General features: G+C 58.6%; 19 protein-coding genes. 13 read left to right on the plus strand and 6 right to left on the minus strand.

Annotated elements, in window-relative coordinates; all coding sequences use genetic code 11:
* The 4 genes from ggt to AB4N82_RS00020 all read right to left on the minus strand — a co-directional run.
* The coding region (gene ggt, locus AB4N82_RS00005; RefSeq protein ID WP_460104090.1) for a gamma-glutamyltransferase at nucleotides 1-1,589 on the minus strand (1,589 nt) is incomplete at its 3' end.
* Nucleotides 1,590-1,838: 249 nt separating this feature from the next.
* Complete coding sequence (locus AB4N82_RS00010; RefSeq protein ID WP_032885511.1) at nucleotides 1,839-3,098, minus strand: cation:dicarboxylate symporter family transporter; 1,260 nt, start codon at nucleotides 3,096-3,098, stop codon at nucleotides 1,839-1,841.
* A gap of 112 nt (nucleotides 3,099-3,210) precedes the next feature.
* Nucleotides 3,211-3,636 (minus strand): VOC family protein, encoded by a 426-nt coding sequence (locus tag AB4N82_RS00015; protein ID WP_032885513.1) that lies wholly within the window; start codon nucleotides 3,634-3,636, stop codon nucleotides 3,211-3,213.
* A 455-nt stretch (nucleotides 3,637-4,091) separates the two neighbouring features.
* Complete coding sequence (locus AB4N82_RS00020; protein ID WP_233897001.1) at nucleotides 4,092-4,508, minus strand: LysR substrate-binding domain-containing protein; 417 nt, start codon at nucleotides 4,506-4,508, stop codon at nucleotides 4,092-4,094.
* On the opposite strand from AB4N82_RS00020, the gene AB4N82_RS00025 reads away from it, so the two are divergent.
* From AB4N82_RS00025 to AB4N82_RS00055, 7 genes are all read left to right on the plus strand, one after another.
* On the plus strand, nucleotides 4,508-4,684 hold the full coding sequence (locus AB4N82_RS00025; RefSeq protein WP_460104093.1) for a hypothetical protein: 177 nt from the start codon (nucleotides 4,508-4,510) through the stop codon (nucleotides 4,682-4,684). The genes AB4N82_RS00020 and AB4N82_RS00025 overlap by 1 nt on opposite strands.
* Nucleotides 4,685-4,957: 273 nt before the next feature.
* The gene (ltnD, locus tag AB4N82_RS00030) at nucleotides 4,958-5,917 is read left to right on the plus strand and encodes an L-threonate dehydrogenase (protein ID WP_460105191.1); all 960 of its coding nucleotides are present in this window, start codon (nucleotides 4,958-4,960) and stop codon (nucleotides 5,915-5,917) included.
* Nucleotides 5,918-5,926: 9 nt separating this feature from the next.
* Complete coding sequence (gene otnK / locus AB4N82_RS00035) at nucleotides 5,927-7,219, plus strand: 3-oxo-tetronate kinase (protein WP_032885516.1); 1,293 nt, start codon at nucleotides 5,927-5,929, stop codon at nucleotides 7,217-7,219.
* Complete coding sequence (gene otnC / locus AB4N82_RS00040; RefSeq protein WP_032885517.1) at nucleotides 7,216-7,854, plus strand: 3-oxo-tetronate 4-phosphate decarboxylase; 639 nt, start codon at nucleotides 7,216-7,218, stop codon at nucleotides 7,852-7,854. Before otnK ends, otnC begins: the two co-directional genes overlap by 4 nt.
* 131 nt (nucleotides 7,855-7,985) lie before the next feature.
* Nucleotides 7,986-9,446 carry a GntT/GntP/DsdX family permease gene (locus AB4N82_RS00045; RefSeq protein ID WP_032885519.1) on the plus strand — a complete coding sequence of 487 codons (1,461 nt, stop codon included), beginning with the start codon at nucleotides 7,986-7,988 and terminating at the stop codon, nucleotides 9,444-9,446.
* 22 nt (nucleotides 9,447-9,468) lie between these two features.
* Nucleotides 9,469-10,251, plus strand: coding sequence for a 2-oxo-tetronate isomerase (gene otnI, locus AB4N82_RS00050; RefSeq protein WP_122753774.1), 783 nt, complete (start codon nucleotides 9,469-9,471; stop codon nucleotides 10,249-10,251).
* A 65-nt stretch (nucleotides 10,252-10,316) separates the two neighbouring features.
* Complete coding sequence (locus AB4N82_RS00055) at nucleotides 10,317-11,375, plus strand: alpha/beta fold hydrolase (RefSeq protein WP_460103407.1); 1,059 nt, start codon at nucleotides 10,317-10,319, stop codon at nucleotides 11,373-11,375.
* Here the strand turns inward: AB4N82_RS00055 and AB4N82_RS00060 are convergent.
* Entirely contained in the window at nucleotides 11,372-12,193 is an 822-nt protein-coding gene (locus AB4N82_RS00060) for a DeoR/GlpR family DNA-binding transcription regulator (protein WP_032885529.1), read from the minus strand. The two genes, AB4N82_RS00055 and AB4N82_RS00060, sit on opposite strands and share 4 nt — an antisense overlap.
* 84 nt (nucleotides 12,194-12,277) lie before the next feature.
* The gene (locus AB4N82_RS00065; RefSeq protein WP_460103411.1) at nucleotides 12,278-13,375 is read right to left on the minus strand and encodes an oxidoreductase; all 1,098 of its coding nucleotides are present in this window, start codon (nucleotides 13,373-13,375) and stop codon (nucleotides 12,278-12,280) included.
* A gap of 102 nt (nucleotides 13,376-13,477) precedes the next feature.
* On the opposite strand from AB4N82_RS00065, the gene AB4N82_RS00070 reads away from it, so the two are divergent.
* The 6 genes from AB4N82_RS00070 to AB4N82_RS00095 all read left to right on the plus strand — a co-directional run bounded on the left by AB4N82_RS00070 (nucleotide 13,478) and on the right by AB4N82_RS00095 (nucleotide 18,568).
* The gene (locus AB4N82_RS00070; RefSeq protein ID WP_122764053.1) at nucleotides 13,478-14,413 is read left to right on the plus strand and encodes a LysR family transcriptional regulator; all 936 of its coding nucleotides are present in this window, start codon (nucleotides 13,478-13,480) and stop codon (nucleotides 14,411-14,413) included.
* Complete coding sequence (locus tag AB4N82_RS00075; RefSeq protein WP_122756378.1) at nucleotides 14,410-15,273, plus strand: LysR family transcriptional regulator; 864 nt, start codon at nucleotides 14,410-14,412, stop codon at nucleotides 15,271-15,273. The genes AB4N82_RS00070 and AB4N82_RS00075 overlap by 4 nt, the downstream gene beginning before the upstream one ends.
* Before the next feature lie 228 nt (nucleotides 15,274-15,501).
* Nucleotides 15,502-15,927 (plus strand): VOC family protein, encoded by a 426-nt coding sequence (locus AB4N82_RS00080; protein ID WP_034105550.1) that lies wholly within the window; start codon nucleotides 15,502-15,504, stop codon nucleotides 15,925-15,927.
* Between the two features lie 160 nt (nucleotides 15,928-16,087).
* Entirely contained in the window at nucleotides 16,088-16,867 is a 780-nt protein-coding gene (locus tag AB4N82_RS00085; RefSeq protein WP_122764052.1) for a 5-oxoprolinase subunit B family protein, read from the plus strand.
* The gene (locus AB4N82_RS00090; protein ID WP_032885538.1) at nucleotides 16,864-17,805 is read left to right on the plus strand and encodes a 5-oxoprolinase subunit C family protein; all 942 of its coding nucleotides are present in this window, start codon (nucleotides 16,864-16,866) and stop codon (nucleotides 17,803-17,805) included. Before AB4N82_RS00085 ends, AB4N82_RS00090 begins: the two co-directional genes overlap by 4 nt.
* Nucleotides 17,798-18,568, plus strand: a complete 771-nt coding sequence (locus AB4N82_RS00095) for a LamB/YcsF family protein (RefSeq protein WP_122764051.1) — start codon at nucleotides 17,798-17,800, stop codon at nucleotides 18,566-18,568. The genes AB4N82_RS00090 and AB4N82_RS00095 overlap by 8 nt, the downstream gene beginning before the upstream one ends.
* Nucleotides 18,569-18,768: the final 200 nt, after the last annotated feature.

Below are 18,768 nucleotides of genomic sequence, written 5' to 3' on the forward strand. Positions count from 1 at the left end.
GCCTGGATATCACCATTGAAGCCCTGGTTTGCAAGGTTATAGCCTGCGCCTTCAACTTCCGTCGCCAGTTGCCCCGAGATCGGTGCATAGGGTTCCCAGAAAATCGTGTTGGCAGGCAGCAACTGGTGGTGAAAACGCATCGCGCCCACCGAATCTTTCAGCCCAAGGTGGAAGTCATACAGGTTACTGACGACCTGGAAGATGGAGGTAAAAATCCGCGAGCCACCGGGTGTACCGATCACCAAGGCGACCTTGCCGTCCTTCAGGAAAATCGTCGGCGTCATCGAAGACAAGGGCCGCTTTCCGGGTTCGATGGCATTAGTGTCGGTGCCCACGACGCCCATCTGATTGGGCACTCCTGCCAGTGCCGAGAAGTCATCCATCTCATCATTGAGCAAAATGCCGGTTTTTTCCGCGACGACGCCGGAGCCGAAAAAGCCATTGAGCGTGTACGTGTTGGAAACGGCATTGCCCCATTTATCGACGATTGAGAAGTGCGTGGTCTGGGGCTTCTCCGGCGATTCAATATTCAGGCCGGCGACGACCTTATTGGTGTCCGAAGGGATCGATAGATTGACCTGCGACGCTCGGCCCGCCAGGTAGTGTTCGTCGATCAATTCATGCACCGGCACCGTGTAAAAATCCGGATCACCCAGGTACTTTGCCCTATCAGCAAATACCCGCTTTTCGATCTCCGCCACTAAATGCATATAGCGAACGGAGTTAAGCGGCACGCTCTGGAAATCCTCGCGGCGCATCTCTTTCATCTTCAACAGTTGCACCAGCGCGACCCCGCCAGAGCTGGGCGGTGGCGCGGTGACAACCTGGAAGCCATTCCAGTTGGCTTGTATTGGGGTACGCCACACGGATTTGTAATCGGCCAGGTCCTGCGCGCTGATCAAGCCGCCATTGGCACTCATATCGGTCACGATCAGCTCTGCGGTTTTACCAGCGTAAAAGCCTTTCGGCCCCTGCGCGGCGATGCGCTTGAGAACCGCCTCAAGTTCAGGTTGCTTGAAGGTAGTGCCTGCCTGCAGCCTGCCGAAATGTTCAGCGAAGTTGGTTTTACCGGCGAAGCGTTTGGCGTTTTCACTTGCAGCAATACTGGCCAGTGCTTCATCGACGACGAAGCCATGGTGTGCGTAGCCAATGGCGGGCTCGATCAGGTCCGCCCATTTGAGTTTGCCAAAGCGCTTGTGAGCCTCCCACATACCCGCGACAGTGCCGGGTACACCTACCGAGCGGTGTCCGATCACACTGCCTTGCGGCTGGTCGGCAGCAATCACTTTTTTACCCGAGCTGTCGACGAACATATGCCGCGTTGCTTTCAGCGGCGCACGCTCGCGGTAATCGAGAAAATAGGGTTTGCCCTTGTAATAGACGGTCATGAAACCGCCGCCGCCGATATTTCCAGCTTCGGGGTAGGTCACCGCCAGGGAAAAGGCAACGGCAACGGCCGCATCCACGGCATTCCCGCCTTTGGCAAAGATTGCGTTGGCGGTGTCCGCAGCAAATTGGTCAGGTACGGCCACGGCAGAATGCGTCAACGCCGTGCGTGGGCTGGCAACCGCCAGTTGGTAAGTTCCCATAAATAGCAACACTATCCATACTGCGACGCAGCGACGCGTCCGATAGAACACTGATTTCTTGCACATAGCCCACCTGTTTTTTTTATAAATAATGGCAGCACAGTGGCAACTAACAGGGCACGATTCCTTATCTGAACCGAGCACCCCGGCGCCTGAAAAGAATGAACACGCAATAACTTCTTATAGGTTTATCAGCCCAAAAAAGAGCCCTCGACGCGATTAACGTGGAAGGCTCTTGTGTGTCGCTGATTAAGCGTTCTGCTCGACCCTTATTGAGCTTTTTCGCTCCAGGGGCGCTTTCTCCCACTTGGCAATGACCAGGGGTGCAATTGCATTACCCAGCACGTTCAAGGTAGTGGTACCGCTGTCGATGATCCGGAAGATCCCGGCAATCAACGCGACCCCCTCCAGCGGCAGCCCGGCAGACGCCAAGGTGGCCGACAGAATGATGATGGCAAACCCAGGCACACCGGCGGCGCCCTTCGACGTCAGCACCATTGTGACCACCAGCAAAATCTGCTGAGTCAACGACAGATCAATGCCATAGAGTTGGGCAATGAAGATTGTCGCCACACCAAGGAAGATCGAAGCACCGTCCAGGTTAAACGCATAACCCACAGGCACTACGAAGCTGACGATGCGCCGAGGCACGCCATAGGCTTCCAGCTTGGTCATCAACTGTGGCATGACCGCCGCAGAGGCTGCGCTGGAGAAGGCCAAAATCAGCTCATCACGGAAGTACTTGATCAACTTGAAGACGTTTTCGCCGATCAGGTAGCAAATGCCTCCGAGCATCAACAGAGCAAAGGTAATCAGCGCCAGGTACACCACGCCGATCAACTTGAGCAACGGCAGCAACGAGGCAAATCCGAAGGTCGCCACCGTGGCGCCGATCATGCCGAATACACCGATCGGTGCGTAGGCCATGACAAACGACACGACTTTGAACATCGCATCGGAGAAGCCCTGCACCACTGCAATAACCGGTGCGCTTTTCTCTTTAGGCAAGGTGTTCAACGCCATACCCAGCAGCACGGCAAAGAACAGCACCGACAGCAACTTCGCTTCCGACATCGCGACAATCACGTTATCGGGCACGATGTTTTGCAGGATGATCAGCGCGCCTTTCGACGGCTCCATATGCACGGCTGCCGCGTTATGGGCGATCCCTGCAATGTCGGTACCCTTACCCGGCTCAAACAGGTTGGCAAAGCACAAGCCAAGCACGATGGCGAGGCTGGTGATTGCAAAGAAGTAGATCAACGACTTTGCGCCCATGCGCCCAAACGATTTGTTATCACCGCCCCCGGCAATGCCGAGGATCATGCAGCAGAAAACAATCGGCACGACGACCATCTTCATCATCTTGATGAAGATGTCTCCGAGTGGTTTAAGGATTTCGGTACTAACCCATACTTGATTTTCCGGATGGGTATTGAAATACCAACCCACGAGCACGCCAAGCAAAAGCCCGGCAACGATTTGCCAAACTAAGGGGATACGTTTCATGTCTAGCCTTTTTGTTGGAATGAAAGGACTGCTTTAGGCAGTAGCTAGATTCATGAGCTTCCAGCTCATTTATGTTTTCCTGGCGCACTCTTTAGCGTGCGCCAGGTTTTTATTATTTAGCGAACAGCTGGCTCATATCCTTGAACGCCTTGAACTCCAGCGCGTTGCCGCACGGGTCGAATAGGAACATGGTGGCTTGCTCGCCGACCTGGCCTTTAAAGCGAATGTAGGGTTCGATCACAAACTTGGTTGCGCGCGCTTTCAAGCGCTCGGCCAGGGCTTCCCATTGTGCCCACTCCAGGATGATGCCGAAGTGCGGAACCGGTACATCGTGGCCGTCTACCGGGTTGCTGTGCACGCTTTCCTGCGACGCAGTTTTAGGGTGCTCATGGATGACCAGTTGATGGCCGTAGAAATCGAAGTCTACCCACTGGTCGCTTGAACGACCTTCGGAAAGACCGAACACCTCACCGTAGAAGTGACGAGTGGCGGCCAAGTCATACACAGGGATTGCGAGATGGAAAGGAGAAAGACTCATCAGGACTCCGATAACAATTTTTATTGGTTTGTGGTGCCGGGCACCGTGGTCGCTGCCCGACGGCTTTTTTTGAAGGTGGATTTATGCTAAAGCGCTACCAACCTAAAAAAAATCAATATAAATTTTTCACAAACACAATTTTATTTTGTTAATCGGATGTCTCTTTTTACTGCTGCCAGCCTGCCTGAATCGCACGGGTTATTTGATCGACAAAGACTCTTGTCTTCGTCGGAACCAGCCGCCCCGGCGGCATCACTGCATAGATTCCGCCCACCTCTGCGCCTTCCCATTGCGCGAGTATTTGCACAAGCGTGCCGTCGCGCACCGCCGCGCCAGCCAGCCAGTCAGGCGTCAGAATGATCCCAACGCCCTACACCGCCACCTGTAAAAGCGACTCCGAGCTGTCGGATATCAGCGGGCCCGTCGGCCAAAAAGTTTTTTGCTGGCTGCTATTTTTAAGTACCCAGTCCGGCCAACTGGAGTGGCTGCAGAATCCAAGCTCGCATGCTCGGCCAACGCTTCAAGGGATTGGGGCTGGCCATGGGACGCGATATAGCTGGGAGCGGCGTAAAGGCGGTTACGGAAAGGGGCAATCTGCTTGGCCACCAGCGTGCTGTCGCGCAGCACTCCAACGCGAATCGCGACATCGAAGCTTCCGCCACACCATCCACGTACCTGTCGGCAAACCGCGCATCCACACGTATTTTCGGATGCTGGGCGATAAATGCGGGCAACAGCGGCGCAACCCATCGGCGGCCAAATGTGATGGGCAGTGACACCCTGAGCAAACCCGGGGGCTGGTGGCTTCTTCGGCATCGAACCGAATGCAGATTATCTTTCGTTGAGTCTGGGTAAGGCCGGTATTCGTGCATTGACGACAGGCCTCTTCGAGTCGGCCAAAACCCACAACGTGCATGTGGCCACGGTCACTGTGGCCGCGTTCGTCGAACCGGAATCCGAGGAGGCGGTTGGCATTGCAAAGGCGTTCTGGGACCTGCACAACCAGAAAACGTCGAACTGGACCGCAGAAGTCACCTACTCGCGTTAATTCCTGGCGTAGCACCGCACAGCCTTCCAGTGAGCACCGCCAAAAGCCGTGCTCACTTTGCGTTTCAACGCCTGTGTTCTCAACGCTGAAGCCTGGCAGCGACCCGCGGCGATGTTAAATATTGTTAAATCAAAAAATAACTTCACATAATCTGATCATTGGTGGATTATCTATTCAACCCGCATGACACCCTGACAAAAAAACAAAACAGGATGGCAACGATGTTCGACACCTCCCCGAATAAGCTTCCCGCCCCTTACCTGTATCTGGACGATCGCCTGCACCTCTGCGGCGCCCACGTACCCACAGCCTTGCTACGGAGCCTCCATGAATAACAAGAATGTTGGTGTTATCGGCTTAGGCGCGATGGGGCTGGGCATTGCCCGCTCGTTGTTGCGCAGCGGCTTCAACGTGCATGCCTGTGATGTGCGAGAAACCGTCACGCAGCAGTTCGCCAGTGAAGGGGGCGTTGCCTGCAGCTCGCCTGTCCAGATGGCCGCCGCGTGCGATGTGATCATCACCGTCGTGGTCAATGCCGAACAAACCGAGACGGTCCTGTTTGGTGAACATGGCGCCGTCGCCGCCTTGCGCCCTGGCAGCCTGGTGATTGGTTGCGCCACGGTGGCCCCTACCTACGCGGTAGACCTGGGCCAGCGCTTGATCAACGCAGGGTTGCTGTACCTGGATGCACCGATCTCCGGTGGTGCAGCCAAAGCGGCGGCCGGTGAGATGACCATGATGACTTCCGGCCCAGCCGAGGCTTATGCAAAAGCCGATGACGTGCTCACGGGCATGGCCGGCAAGATCTATCGTCTGGGCGATGCCCATGGCCTGGGCTCAAAGGTAAAGATCATCAACCAACTGCTGGCCGGCGTGCATATCGCCGCTGCCGCAGAAGCCATGGCACTGGGGCTGCGTGAAGGCGTCGAGGCCGATGCACTGTATGAAGTGATCACCCACAGCGCGGGCAATTCCTGGATGTTCGAGAACCGCGTGCCACACATTCTCAAGGCTGATTACACGCCGCTCTCGGCCGTCGATATTTTCGTCAAGGACCTGGGCCTGGTGCTGGATACCGCACGGGCCAGCAAGTTTCCGCTGCCATTGTCAGCCACCGCTCACCAGATGTTCATGCAGGCCTCCAGTGCCGGGTTCGGGCGTGAGGACGATTCGGCGGTGATCAAGATTTTCCCTGGCATTGAGCTCCCGACTGCCAAGACCGAAACCGAATAAGGATTGCCCATGAACCTACCTAGCGCACGCCCGTTGCTGGGCTGCATCGCCGACGACTTCACCGGGGCCACAGACCTGGCCAATATGCTGGTGCGCGGCGGCATGCGTACTGTGCAAAGCATCGGTATCCCCAGCGATGAAGTCGCTGCGACGCTGGATGCCGATGCGATCGTGATTGCGCTGAAGTCGCGTACTGTCCCGGCGGCGCAGGCGGTAGCCGACTCCCTGGCCGCCCTTGAATGGCTGCGCGCACAAGGGTGCGAGCAGATTTTCTTCAAGTACTGCTCCACCTTCGACTCGACGGCCGCCGGCAATATCGGCCAGGTCAGCGAGGCCCTGCTCAAGGCGCTGGACAGTGATTTCACCCTGGCCTGCCCGGCGTTTCCGGAAAATGGCCGGACCATTTTCCGCGGTCATTTGTTTGTGCAGGATCAACTGCTCAATGAGTCAGGCATGCAGCACCACCCGCTGACCGCGATGACCGACGCCAACCTGGTCCGCGTACTGCAATCACAAACCACCCAAAAGGTTGGCCTGCTGCGCTACGACACCATCGCCCAAGGTGTGTCACACGTGCGCGAACGGATTGCAGAGCTGCGCGCCCAAGGCATAGGCATGGCCATCGCGGATGCCCTAAGTGATCAAGACCTGCACACCCTCGGCAGCGCTTGCAGTGATCTGCCGCTGTTAACCGGCGGTTCCGGCCTGGCCTTGGGCCTTCCCGACAACTTCCGCCGGGCCGGCAAACTTCGCGACTTCGATCCAGCCTCCTTACCTACCGTACCCGGTGGCGAGGTGGTGCTGGCAGGGAGCGCGTCGATTGCCACCAACGGCCAAGTCGCCGCGTGGATCGAAGCCGGACGACCGGCGCTGCGCATCGACCCTCTAGCCCTGGCGGCGGGTGAGTCGGTAGTGGCGGATGCCGTGGCGTTTGCCCTGAGCAACCCACACACCGTACTGATCTATGCCACCAGCCCTGCGGATGAACTCAAGGCGGTGCAACAGCAACTGGGCGCCGAGCGCGCAGGCGAATTGGTAGAGAACGCCCTGGGAGAAATTGCCCAAGCCCTACGTCAGGCCGGCGTAAGACGCTTCGTGGTCGCTGGCGGTGAAACCTCTGGCGCCGTAGTCACCGCCCTGGGCGTGCGCCTACTGCAGATTGGCACGCAGATTGACCCCGGTGTTCCCGCGACCCTCAGCAACACTGCCGAACCGCTGGCGCTGGCCCTAAAGTCGGGCAATTTCGGCGGTAGAGACTTTTTCGACAAAGCACTTAAGCAACTGGCAGGAGGTGCGCAATGAGCAACGAAAACGCCTTGCGCGAAGAGATCTGCATCGTCGGTCACAGTCTTTATCAGCGAGGGTACACAGTCGGCAGCGCTGGCAACATCAGCGCGCGCCTGGATGACGGCTGGCTGATCACGCCAACCGATGCGTGCCTGGGCCGCCTTGACCCTGCGTTGATCGCCAAGGTCGACCTTACGGGCAAATGGGTCTCTGGCGACAAACCGTCAAAAACCCTGGCCTTGCATCGCCAGGTTTACGATCGCAACCCTGGCGTCGGTGGTGTGGTGCATACCCATTCCACACATTTGGTGGCCCTGACGCTTGCCGGTGTTTGGCGCCAGGATGACATCCTGCCCCCGCTGACGCCGTATCAGGTGATGAAGGTCGGGCATATCCCGCTGATCAACTATCAACGCCCCGGCGCGCCCGATGTGGCGGACCAGGTCGCGCGCCTCGCCAACAGTGTGCGTGGCGTAATGCTCGAGCGCTTGGGCCCGGTGGTCTGGGAAAGCTCAGTTTCCAAGGCCAGTTACGCCCTCGAAGAACTCGAAGAAACCGCACGGCTGTGGCTGATGAGCAACCCGCGTCCGGCGCCGCTGGATGCTGCAGCGCTGGCCGAGCTTAAAAGCGTTTTCGGCGCGCACTGGTAGGCGCCGCTCCCACCCGCAACACCCTTAACAATAAAAACAACAGGACCTTCCAGCATGACCACTATCAAGTTTCGTGTTGATGTTTGCAGCGACAAAAAACCATCCTGCGTTTTCCATGAAGGGCCGCGCTCATGAGCCCGCTTATCCTGATGGCAACCGCAGGCCTAGGCATCGCCTTGCTGCTGTTCCTAGTGCTCAAATACAAATTCCAGCCGTTCGTGGCGCTGATGTTGGTCAGCATTATGGTGGCCCTGGTGGCGGGAGTTAAACCTGCCGATCTGGTCGCCACCATTGAAGGCGGCATGGGCAAGACCCTCGGCCACATTGCGATCATCATTGCCTTGGGCGCGATGATCGGCCGCATCATTGAGTTGTCGGGCGGTGCCGAGGCGCTGGCCAAGACCCTGATTGAACGCTTCGGTAATCGACGCACGCCCCTTGCCTTGACGATTGCCGGTTTCATTATCGGCGTGCCGGTGTTCTTCGAGGTGGGGGTGATCATCCTCATGCCGCTGGCCTACGGTGTGGCTCGTCGCGCTCGCAAGCCGTTGCTGATGTTCGCGTTGCCGATGTGCGCAGCGCTGCTTACGGTGCATGCATTTCTGCCACCGCACCCAGGTGCGGTCGCCGCCGCCAGCCAACTGGGTGCGGACCTGGGCCGGGTGCTGATGTTCGGGCTGCCGCTGACGGCGTTCCTGTGCTACGTCGGCTATCGCGTGGCGGGGCGCATGACGCGCCGCTTCTACCCGATGTCCGATGATATCCGCGCCGAAGTCTACGGCCCGCACGTCACCAACGACGACCTGCGCGCCTGGCAAGACGGCAAAACCCAAGAGGCGCAACAAGGTGCAGAGACCGTCTCGCACATGGGCCTGGAGGAATCCACCAGCAGTATCGTGGCCAAGCTGCCACCCGCCCCTGCGCCGGGTTTCGGCTTGATCGTCAGTTTGATCCTGTTGCCGATCGTGTTGATTTTGCTGGGTACGCTGGCGACGTCACTGCTGCCTGTCGAATCAACCCTGCGCGGCATCATGACCGTGCTCGGTGCGCCCCTGGTGGCGCTGCTGCTCGACACCTTGCTGTGTGCCTGGCTGCTCGGTTCCCGTCGCGGCTGGAGCCGTACCCAGGTCTCCGATGTAATTGGCTCGGCGCTGCCGGGTGTGGCCATGGTGATTTTGATTGCGGGTGCCGGTGGCGTATTCGGCAAGGTACTGGTGGATACCGGCATCGGCGCGGTGGTCTCCGACCTGCTGCGTACCACCGGGCTGCCGGTGCTGGCCTTGGGCTTTTTGCTGACCATGTTGCTGCGCGCCGTGCAAGGCTCCACCACCGTGGCCCTGGTAACCACCGCAGGTATCATCAGCCCGTTGATCGCCACGCTTAACCTGACGCCCAACCACATGGCCCTGCTGTGCCTGGCTATGGGCGGTGGCGGGCTGGCGATGTCGCACATCAACGACGCCGGCTACTGGATTTTCACCAAGCTGGCCGGCCTCAACGTGGCAGACGGCCTGCGGACCTGGACGGTGATCACCACCCTCCTCGGCACGCTCGGCTTCCTTATCACCCTGTTGATCTGGCCTTTTGTCTGATCGTTTTTCATCAGGAGTTCACATGCCTCGCTTTGCTGCCAACCTAAGCATGCTTTACCCCGAACACGCTTTTCTGGAGCGCTTCGCAGCGGCTGCGGCCGATGGTTTTGATGCCGTGGAGTATCTGTTCCCCTACGAATACAGCGCCCAGGTACTCAAACAGCACCTGAGCGACAACGGCCTGGTTCAAGCCCTGTTCAACGCGCCGCCCGGCGACTGGGCGGCGGGTGAACGCGGCATCGCCACCCTACCGGGCCGCGAAAGCGAATTTCGCGCCGGCTTCGACCGTGCCCTGGAATACGCCGCCGTGCTAGGCAATACCCGCATCCACGTGATGGCCGGCCTGCTGCCCTCGGAGCAGCACCGTGAGCGCCATCACGCGGTGTACCTCGAGAACCTGGCTTACGCCACCGCCCAAGCACGTCAGGCTGGCGTGACGGTGTTGCTGGAACCGATCAACACTCGCGACATGCCGGGGTTTTTCCTCAACCGACAGGACCAGGCACACGCGATCTGCAAGGAGGTCGGCGCAAGCAATTTGAAGGTGCAGTTTGACTGCTATCACTGCCAGATCGTCGAAGGTGATTTGGCGGTCAAACTGCTTCGCGACATCAACGGCATTGGCCATATTCAGATTGCCGGCGTACCCGACCGACACGAACCGAACCTGGGTGAATTGAACTACCCCTACCTGTTCGAGCTGATTGACGAGTTGGGCTACGACGGCTGGGTCGGTTGCGAATACCGCCCCAAGAGCGACACCTCGGCAGGGCTGCAATGGTTGCGGGACTGGAAAGCGCGCTAAGTGATCAAGCCCCTGCATACCTTGGTGCGCACGGGCTCCTAAAACAAAAACAATAGGAAATACCCATGCACAGATTCAGTCCACGGCCCGCGGTCGGGCTGTTGTTGTCCCTGGCGTTGATCAGTTCCGCCGTCGGCGCCGCGTCGTTACCGGCCGCGACCGAGGGCGATTGGATCGCCCCGCAGTTCACCTTTCACACCGGTGAAAAACTCGCCAACCTCAAACTGCACTACATCACCCTCGGCAACCCCAAGAACCCCGCCATCCTCTACCTGCATGGCACCTACCGGCCCGGCAGCGATGTGCTGAGCAAGGATTTTGGCGGCGAACTGTTCGGCCCCGGGCAGCCGCTGGACGCCAGCAAGTACTACATCATCTCCACCGACGGTATCGGCGTGGGCCAGTCCAGCAAACCCTCCGACGGCCTGCGCGCAAAGTTTCCCGAGTACAACTACACCGACCTGGTTCAAGCCCAGTATCGATTGGTTACCGAAGGCCTGGGGATCAAGCACCTGCGGCTGATCATCGGCAACTCCATGGGCGGTATGCAAACCTGGATGTGGGGCCAGACTTGGCCTCAGATGATGGACGCGCTGGTGCCCATGGCGTCCCAACCCACCGAGATGTCATCGCGCAACTGGATGATGCGCCGTTTGCTGGTGGAGTCGATCAAGCAAGACCCGGCCTGGAACAACGGTAACTACAGCGCGCAACCGCCGTCCCTGCGCCTGGCAAACGTTGGCACCAGCGGCGGCACCCTCGCCTATCAGGCGGCGGCACCGACCCGAGCGCTGGCCGACAAGTTGGTGGATGAGCGCTTGAATGCCGCGCAAACCGCAGACGCTAATGACTTCATCTACCAATGGCAATCCTCCGCCGACTACAACGCAGCCCTGGGTCTGAACAAGATCCAGGCGCCGGTGCTGGTCATCAACTCGGCGGACGATGAGCGCAACCCTCCGGAAACCGGACGGTTGGAAGCGTCGATGAAAGAGCTCAAGCATGCACGGCTGCTGCTCATCCCCGCCAGTGCCGACACCCGTGGCCATGGCACCACGAGCATGGCGAAGTTTTACAGCAAGGAGCTGGGGCAATTCATGCAAGAGACTGAAAAGGCGCGTTAGGCTGGCTGGGGGTCGGACGGCAACATCAATTCGACCCCTTGCTTGCGAATCCCATCCGCCGCCGCAGGCGCCAGTGCGTCATCACTGATGATCACATCGAACTGCTCCAACCCGGCAATTTTGTACATGCTGAACGTGCCGTACTTGGAGCTGCTGGCCACCAGCACCACTTGGGACGCCGATTGCATGGCCACCTGCTTGACCTCCACCTTCAGCGCCGACGGTGTGGTGATGCCGCGTCGCAGGTCCCAGGAGCTGGTCGAGATAAACGCGATATCCGTCACCACCTGACGCAGTGTCGCCACCGCCAGGCCGCCGACACAGGAATGATTGGAATGGTCGAGCTGCCCACCGGTATGAATCACAGTCACGTGGGGTGCATCCATCAACGCCTGAACCACGCCGAAGTCATTGGTCACCACCGTCATGCCACTGAGCAGTTTGATATAGGGCACGATCTCCAGGGTGCTGGTGCCGGCATCCAAATAAATAGTCATGTCCGCCAACAGGAGACGGGCCGCGAGTTTGGCCATCGCTTGCTTCTGCGGCAACTCAACCACGGCCTTGACCTGGTGGCTGGGCTCACTGTGAAGCTGGCTGGCAATGCGCACACCGCCCGTCACCGAATACGCCAGGCCTTCCTGCTCAAGCAACGCGATATCGCGGCGCACCGTCATGTGTGAGCAGTCGAACATCTCCATCAACTGGTGAACACTCAGCACATGCTGTTTGCGCAACTGACGCAAGATCAACTCGCGACGCTGTTCAGGAATCATCGGCGCGCCGCTTTCGGCGGCCACGTCCTTCTGGCTTGGCATTCGGTGCTCCAAAGGCTTAGATCGGGTGGCGGTGATTGGCGTACATAGTAGCGAATCCACCCGCCGATCTGTAACTCACTGCACCTAATTCAGCTCGCTGTCCTTGATGTGGGCAATCGGCGCAAGCAACGACGGATCGAAGGGTTCCGGCGCGCGTCCCTCCAGCAACCGTTGTACAAGGTCCGGATTGGCCAAGGCAGCCTTGCCGACAGCGACAATATCTGCGCCAGCCTGCAGGGTTTGTTCAACGCTGCTCAAGTCCTGCACTCCGCCATTCGCAATCAACGCGACACCAGGCGCATAACGGCGAGCCAGCGTTACCAGGCTTGCCTCGTTACCGCTGAAGGCCGGCTGCCAGGCTTGATGCTCCGTCACATGGATGAAGTCGACCCCAGCGTCAGCCAAGCTGCCGAAGATCGTCTGTGCGTCATGTTCCCCACCCGCCCATTTGTGCTGAAAGTCATTGACCTTGCCCTGGGATATACGCACACCGACCGGCGAGTGCCCGACCACCTTCTTCACCGCTGCAATGACCTCAAGCGTCAGGCTCAAGCGCTGGCGAACATCACCGCCCCATCGATCTTCGCGTTGATTGGAGTAGCCTGTCATGAACTGATCCAGCAAGTAGCCGTTGGCACCATGGATCTCAACGCCGTCAAAGCCCGCGATTCCAACAGCCCGTTTAGCCGCCTGGGCAAACCCCTCAATGGCATCCGCGATAGCTTCATCGCTCATGGCCTGGGGCACTCGATACGCCCCCTCGCCGTAATAGAACTTCATCTGTTCGCCTTTCGGGCGAATGGCCGAAGGGCCAGCAGATTGCTCAACAAAACGGTTCGCCTGGCTCAATGCACCGGCGTGCATGATCTGCGCGATTGCTGCGCTCTCATGGCGATGAATCGCCTCGACTACCTCGCGCCAGGCAAGCGCCTGTTCGCTGTCCGTGATACCGGGCTGGTTCAGGTAGCCCTGGGCATACTGCCGATCGGTGTAGATCCCCTCCGTGATGACCAAGCCAAAACCGCCACGGGCAAAACGCTCGTAGTATCGCGCCATCGCAGGTGTGGCATTGCCGCTCCCGCTCGCACTGACGCGTGTCATAGGAGCAAGCGCCATGCGATTGTTCAGCTTAAGAGCGCCCATATCGAATGGCGTTACAATGCGCGAGTTTAGTGCTGTCATGATTTGCCCTCAATTATTCGCCAGCCACGACGATAAGCGTGGCAATCGCCCATTAGAAGCGCACGCTTGCAATAAGGCGCCTTAACGCAAACGGTTATAACCATGCAGATTCCCGAGATAGAGGTGTTCGCTAACGTCGCCATCAGCAGCAGTTTGTCCGAGGCTGCGCGGCGGCTTGGGCTGTCGGCGATGACCGTCTCACGGCGTCTGGCGGCCCTGGAAAAAGAGCTGGGTGTGCGCCTGGTACACCGCACCACACGCTCCGTCGCACTCACGCCGGAAGGCGAAATGTACCTGCCTTACGCAAAGACCATGCTTGAGGCCAACGAAGCTGCGCGGGCCACGTTGAAAACCAGTGCGGGCAGTGCCAGCGGCACATTGAGGGTCACCGCGCCTAGCGTCTTTGGCCAAACCGTCATCATGCCGCTGCTGCCAGCCCTGCTGGCTGACCACCCAACCCTCAAGGTCGACCTGACGCTATCGGATAGCATCATCGACATCGCCGGGCTCGGCATTGATGTGGCCATTCGCATCGCCACGCTGCGCGACTCGACATTGGTGGCTACCAACCTTGCGCCCAATCCGCGTGTCGTGTGCGCAAGCCCGGCCTACCTGGCGCAATGGGGCACACCGACGGTGCTGCATGACCTCAATCATCATCGATGCATCGCGTTGCACGGAATGCCCTATTGGCCGTTCACCAACGGCGAGAACGCCGTGGCCATTCGAGCTCAGGGCGCGTTTTCCGCCAACAGTGTCGAGGCGGTGCGCACTGCAAGCAAACAAGGTCTGGGCCTGGCCATGCTGACCTATTGGGATATCCGCAACGAACTTGCTGAAGGCTCACTCGTAAAGGTGAACCTTGAGGATGTGCTGCCCGAGCAACTGTCGATCACGGCGGTGCTACCGACACGTCAACATGTTCCGCACAGAGTGCGCGTGTTCGTTGAGCACCTGGAAAAAGTACTCAACAATACACACAGCGAACCAGACGACCTTCTGCGCCAACACCCCATCACGAATCCAGGTGCACCATGATCAGAGAGTTGAAGACATTTATATGTGTTACGCAGCGGGGCACGTTCGCAGCGGCTGGCCAGCAGGTTGGGCTGACGCAGTCTGCCGTCAGCGCCCAGATCAAAAGCCTTGAGGACAGCTTGGGCGTCAAATTGTTTGACCGTACCGGACGCTCAGCCACGCTCAATTCAGCAGGCCAACGTGCCATTCCCCTGGCCGAGGAAATCCTGCGGCTTTTCGGTCGAATGGGTGCCGCAGACAGCGGCAATGACTTCCACGGCGCACTGCGAATCGGCGCGATCGGCACGGTTCAGACCGGGATCCTGCCGCAGGCGCTGGTGGCTTTGAAGTCACAGGCGCCTTTCATCGAAACCAACCTTGTGCCGGGTGTGTCGTTGAACCTGCTCAGCCAGGTGGACGCTGGCGAGTTGGACCTGGCCATCATGATCAGACCGCCTTTTTCCCTACCCAAGGATCTGCATGCCGAAGTCATCGCGCGCGAGGCTTTCGTATTGATCACGTCCAAAGATGTAGTGGGCGACGACCCGCTGGCGATTCTGGCGGAACAACCCTTTGTGCGGTATGACCGAGGCTCGTTTGGCGGGCGGCTGGTCACCCAGTTTCTCAAGCAGCAAAAAATCCATGTGCATCAGGCACTGGAGCTGGATGAACTGGATGCCATTGTCAAAATGGTACGCAGTGGGCTCGGCGTTTCGCTGGTACCCAAGGCGGGGCTATGGCTCGAACATGCGGATGACGTCAGGGTGCTGGAGTTGCGCCAGCTCACGTTTTTCAGGGAGATCGTACTGGTCTCAAAGTATCGGCAAAAACATTCACCGCTGTTCAACATCTTCCGGACCTGCGTCCTTGATGCGGCGTGATGCCTTCCGAATTCATATGAGCAATAGAAAATCAACCGCGGCACCGCAAGCTGTTGAGCGTTTGTACGACCCATCGTGGTGCAACATGAACAACAATGGTGCAAAAGCCTGCACTAACGATTTACTCATCGAAATAATTCGTGCTCAGGACTCAGAATTTGCGCTTTTCCCCACTGTGTTTCCGGATAAGAATTGATTCAGATCAAAACAAATCAATAGGAAATCACCGTGAGCCTCTCCCCTTTCCATCTGGCAATTCCCGTCTACGATCTGGCCGCCACACGTCACTTCTACGGTGAGGTGTTCGGTCTTTCCGAAGGTCGCTCCAGCGACCAATGGGTAGACTTCGATTTCTACGGCCATCAACTGGTCATCCACGAGCACCCAAAGACAGCGTCGCAGGAAAGCGTGCACAGCAACCCGGTAGACGGCCACGACGTACCGGTTCCGCACTTCGGCATCATCCTGGAGTGGGCGCAATGGGAAGCGCTGGCAGAGCGCTTGAAAGCGCGCGCAACCAAGTTCGTGATCGAACCCTACATCCGCTTCCAGGGCCAAGTCGGCGAGCAGGCCACCATGTTCCTGTTCGACCCATGCGGCAATGCGCTGGAGTTCAAGGCGTTCAAGGATATGAGCCAGCTGTTCGCCAAGTAAGACGTTGTTCAAGCGACCGTCGCCATTAGAGCGACGGCGCACTCTCAAGCCGTGAAGCCTTGCTGTGTTGCGCCGGATACCTGTGAAAGCTCGTGCTTTCTCTGTCTCGCTGCACGCGCGTGGCCGATGCTTAGCCTGCCGCATGAGGATAGAGAACACTATGTCCGACCTCAGTTGCATTTTGGATGAGCAGCCGAGAGCGCCGCTCTCCACCGTGAAATGGCACTTTGAGCCGTGCGGTGATCGCTGCGTAATCCTTATATTTGGCAGCGTATTTTCCATTGACCTCAACCGCCAGGCCGCCTCGGTCGGAAGCCAATTACGCACTCTGGGCGCACACGGTCAACTGCCAGGCGTCACGGATGTTGTCTCTGCGATGGTGACCGTCGGCGTTCATTACTCTCCTGAGTCAATTGCCAGTCTTTTCCCCGGCGTATCGCCTTACGAATCGATCTGCAAACTTGTGACCGAGCGTCTCAAAGACCCGCACAGTGCTGCCGCAACGACAGTCACCCGCCTCGATATTCCCGTGTGCTACGACCCGGAATATGCCCCGGATCTTGAAGACATTGCACAGGCCTGCGGCCTGACCACCAACGAGGTCATCGCCGCTCACTCGGCCGACTGGCTGGATGTGCTGATGGTCGGTTTCGCGCCAGGCCATCCTTACATCGGCATGCACGACAACGCCCTGTCGCTGCCGCGTCGCGCAACACCGCGCACGCTTGTAAAGCAAGGCAGCATCGGCATCGCTAACCGACAAAGTGTGATTTACCCGGCTGATCTCCCCGGCGGCTGGAACCTCATAGGGCGTACACCGCTGCCCATGTTTTCTCCCTTGAGTCAGCCGCCGTGTCTTTTACAGGGCGGCGACCAGATTCGATTTGTACCCATTACCCGCCATGAATTTGATCTGTTGGCTCGGGAGAACACGAAGTGACCATCAAGGTAATCAAACCCGGCATGCTCTCAACCTTCCAGGACACCGGTCGCCATGGGTTCCAGCATTGGGGCGTACCTGTGACCGGCGTGATGGATGAAGATGCGCATGCCCTGTGCAACTTGCTGGTCGGCAACCCTCGCACCTTCAGCACGTTGGAAATGACCCTGCAGGGCCCGACGCTGCATTTTCAGGCCAAAGCCGTGATCGCACTCGCTGGCGCAGACCTTGGCGCCGAGTTGGATGCGATCCCGCTCAAGCCCGGCGTGGCTGCCCTGGTGTCTCCCGGCAGCACCTTGAGTTTCGGCAAACGGCGACAGGGCGCCCGCAGTTACCTCGCGGTAGGGGGCGGCTTTTTGCTGCACCCGCTGATGAACAGCACCAGCACTTACTCCCGGGGCGGGTTCGGCGGGCTGCGCGGCCGCGCACTTCAAGCCGGGGATTTGATCCCCATCTGCTCATCGTTTGCCAACCCGCCACGCCTCAGCCCCCGCTCCCACTTTGGGCTGTACGAAGCGGTTGCCTGCGAACAGATAAGAGTGATCGCCGGAAGAGAATGGAAAGACTTTTCCGCCGAGTCCCAAGCGCACTTCTTGAACCATGACTATACCTTGAGCGGTGACTCTGACCGCATGGGCTACCGACTCGATGGCACACCGCTGGCGTTGTCTTCGCCCAAAGAACTGCTATCGGAAAGTGTCACGTTCGGCACCGTCCAGGTGCCCCCTAGCGGCAAGCCGCTGATCTTGATGGCCGACCGACAAACGACCGGCGGATATCCACGTATCGCCCAAGTAGCCAGCGTCGATCTGCCAAGGCTCGCGCAGTTACTGCCGGGCGATAAGTTGCGATTCTCTCTTATAGATTTGAGCGCCGCCGAAACCTTGCTGCTCACCCGCGCTCGCACGCTCAAAGCGATGGAGGCCTTCAATGCCTGAAATAGATTTCAACAGCGACCTTGGCGAAGGCTTCGGCATTTATCGCGCAGGCGACGATGCAGCGATTCTGCCCCACCTCACCTCAGCCAATATCGCCTGCGGGTTTCACGCTGGGGATTCGCGCTCGATGCGCTCAACGGTGGCGCTGGCCGCACAGCTGGGTGTGGCAATAGGCGCCCATCCAGGCTTTGACGACCTGCAAGGTTTCGGTCGCCGGATGATGACGCTGTCCGAGGATGAAGTGTACGAACTCATCGTTTACCAAGTCGGTGCGTTGCTGGGCTTTACCAAAGCGGCCAAGGTCGAACTGCGCCACGTCAAACCCCATGGTGCGCTTTACAACTTCGCCGCGGTGCACCGCCCCACTGCCGATGCGATCTGCCGGGCAGTAAAAGACATTGATCCGAGCCTGATTCTTTTCGGCTTGTCGGGTAGCTCCTTAGTCACCGCCGCCCAAGCCTGTGGTTTAACCGTGGCACAGGAAGTGTTTGCCGATCGCAGCTACCAGGAGGACGGCACACTGACGCCCCGCAGCCAGCCTGGCGCAATGATCGAAAACCTCCACGAGGCCATCGATCAAGTCATGAACATGCTGCATTTAGGCGAAGTGCGCACCACCCAAGGGACCTGGGTACCGGTGACGGCACACACGCTTTGCCTACACGGCGACCAGCCTGGCGCTGCAGCGTTTGCCAATGCGATCAGGCAAGCCCTGCTCAAAGAAGGCATCACCATTCAAAAACCCGCGCGTGCGCGTACCTGAGTGACACCCACAACGTTTACCCATAATAAAAAGGAAACAGCCATGCCTCGTGAATCAAACCCCTCGTTTTAACTGCCGAGCTTAAAACCTCGTCTGAGAGCTGAATAGTCAATGACGGATGCGTCTGGGCGCCTGCATGCCCGGATGAACTGTGCACTGTCGGTTTTCAGTACGTCACTTTCAAGGCAGGCCCCTCTGCC

The sequence above is a fragment of the Pseudomonas sp. H1_D04 genome (assembly GCF_054683855.1).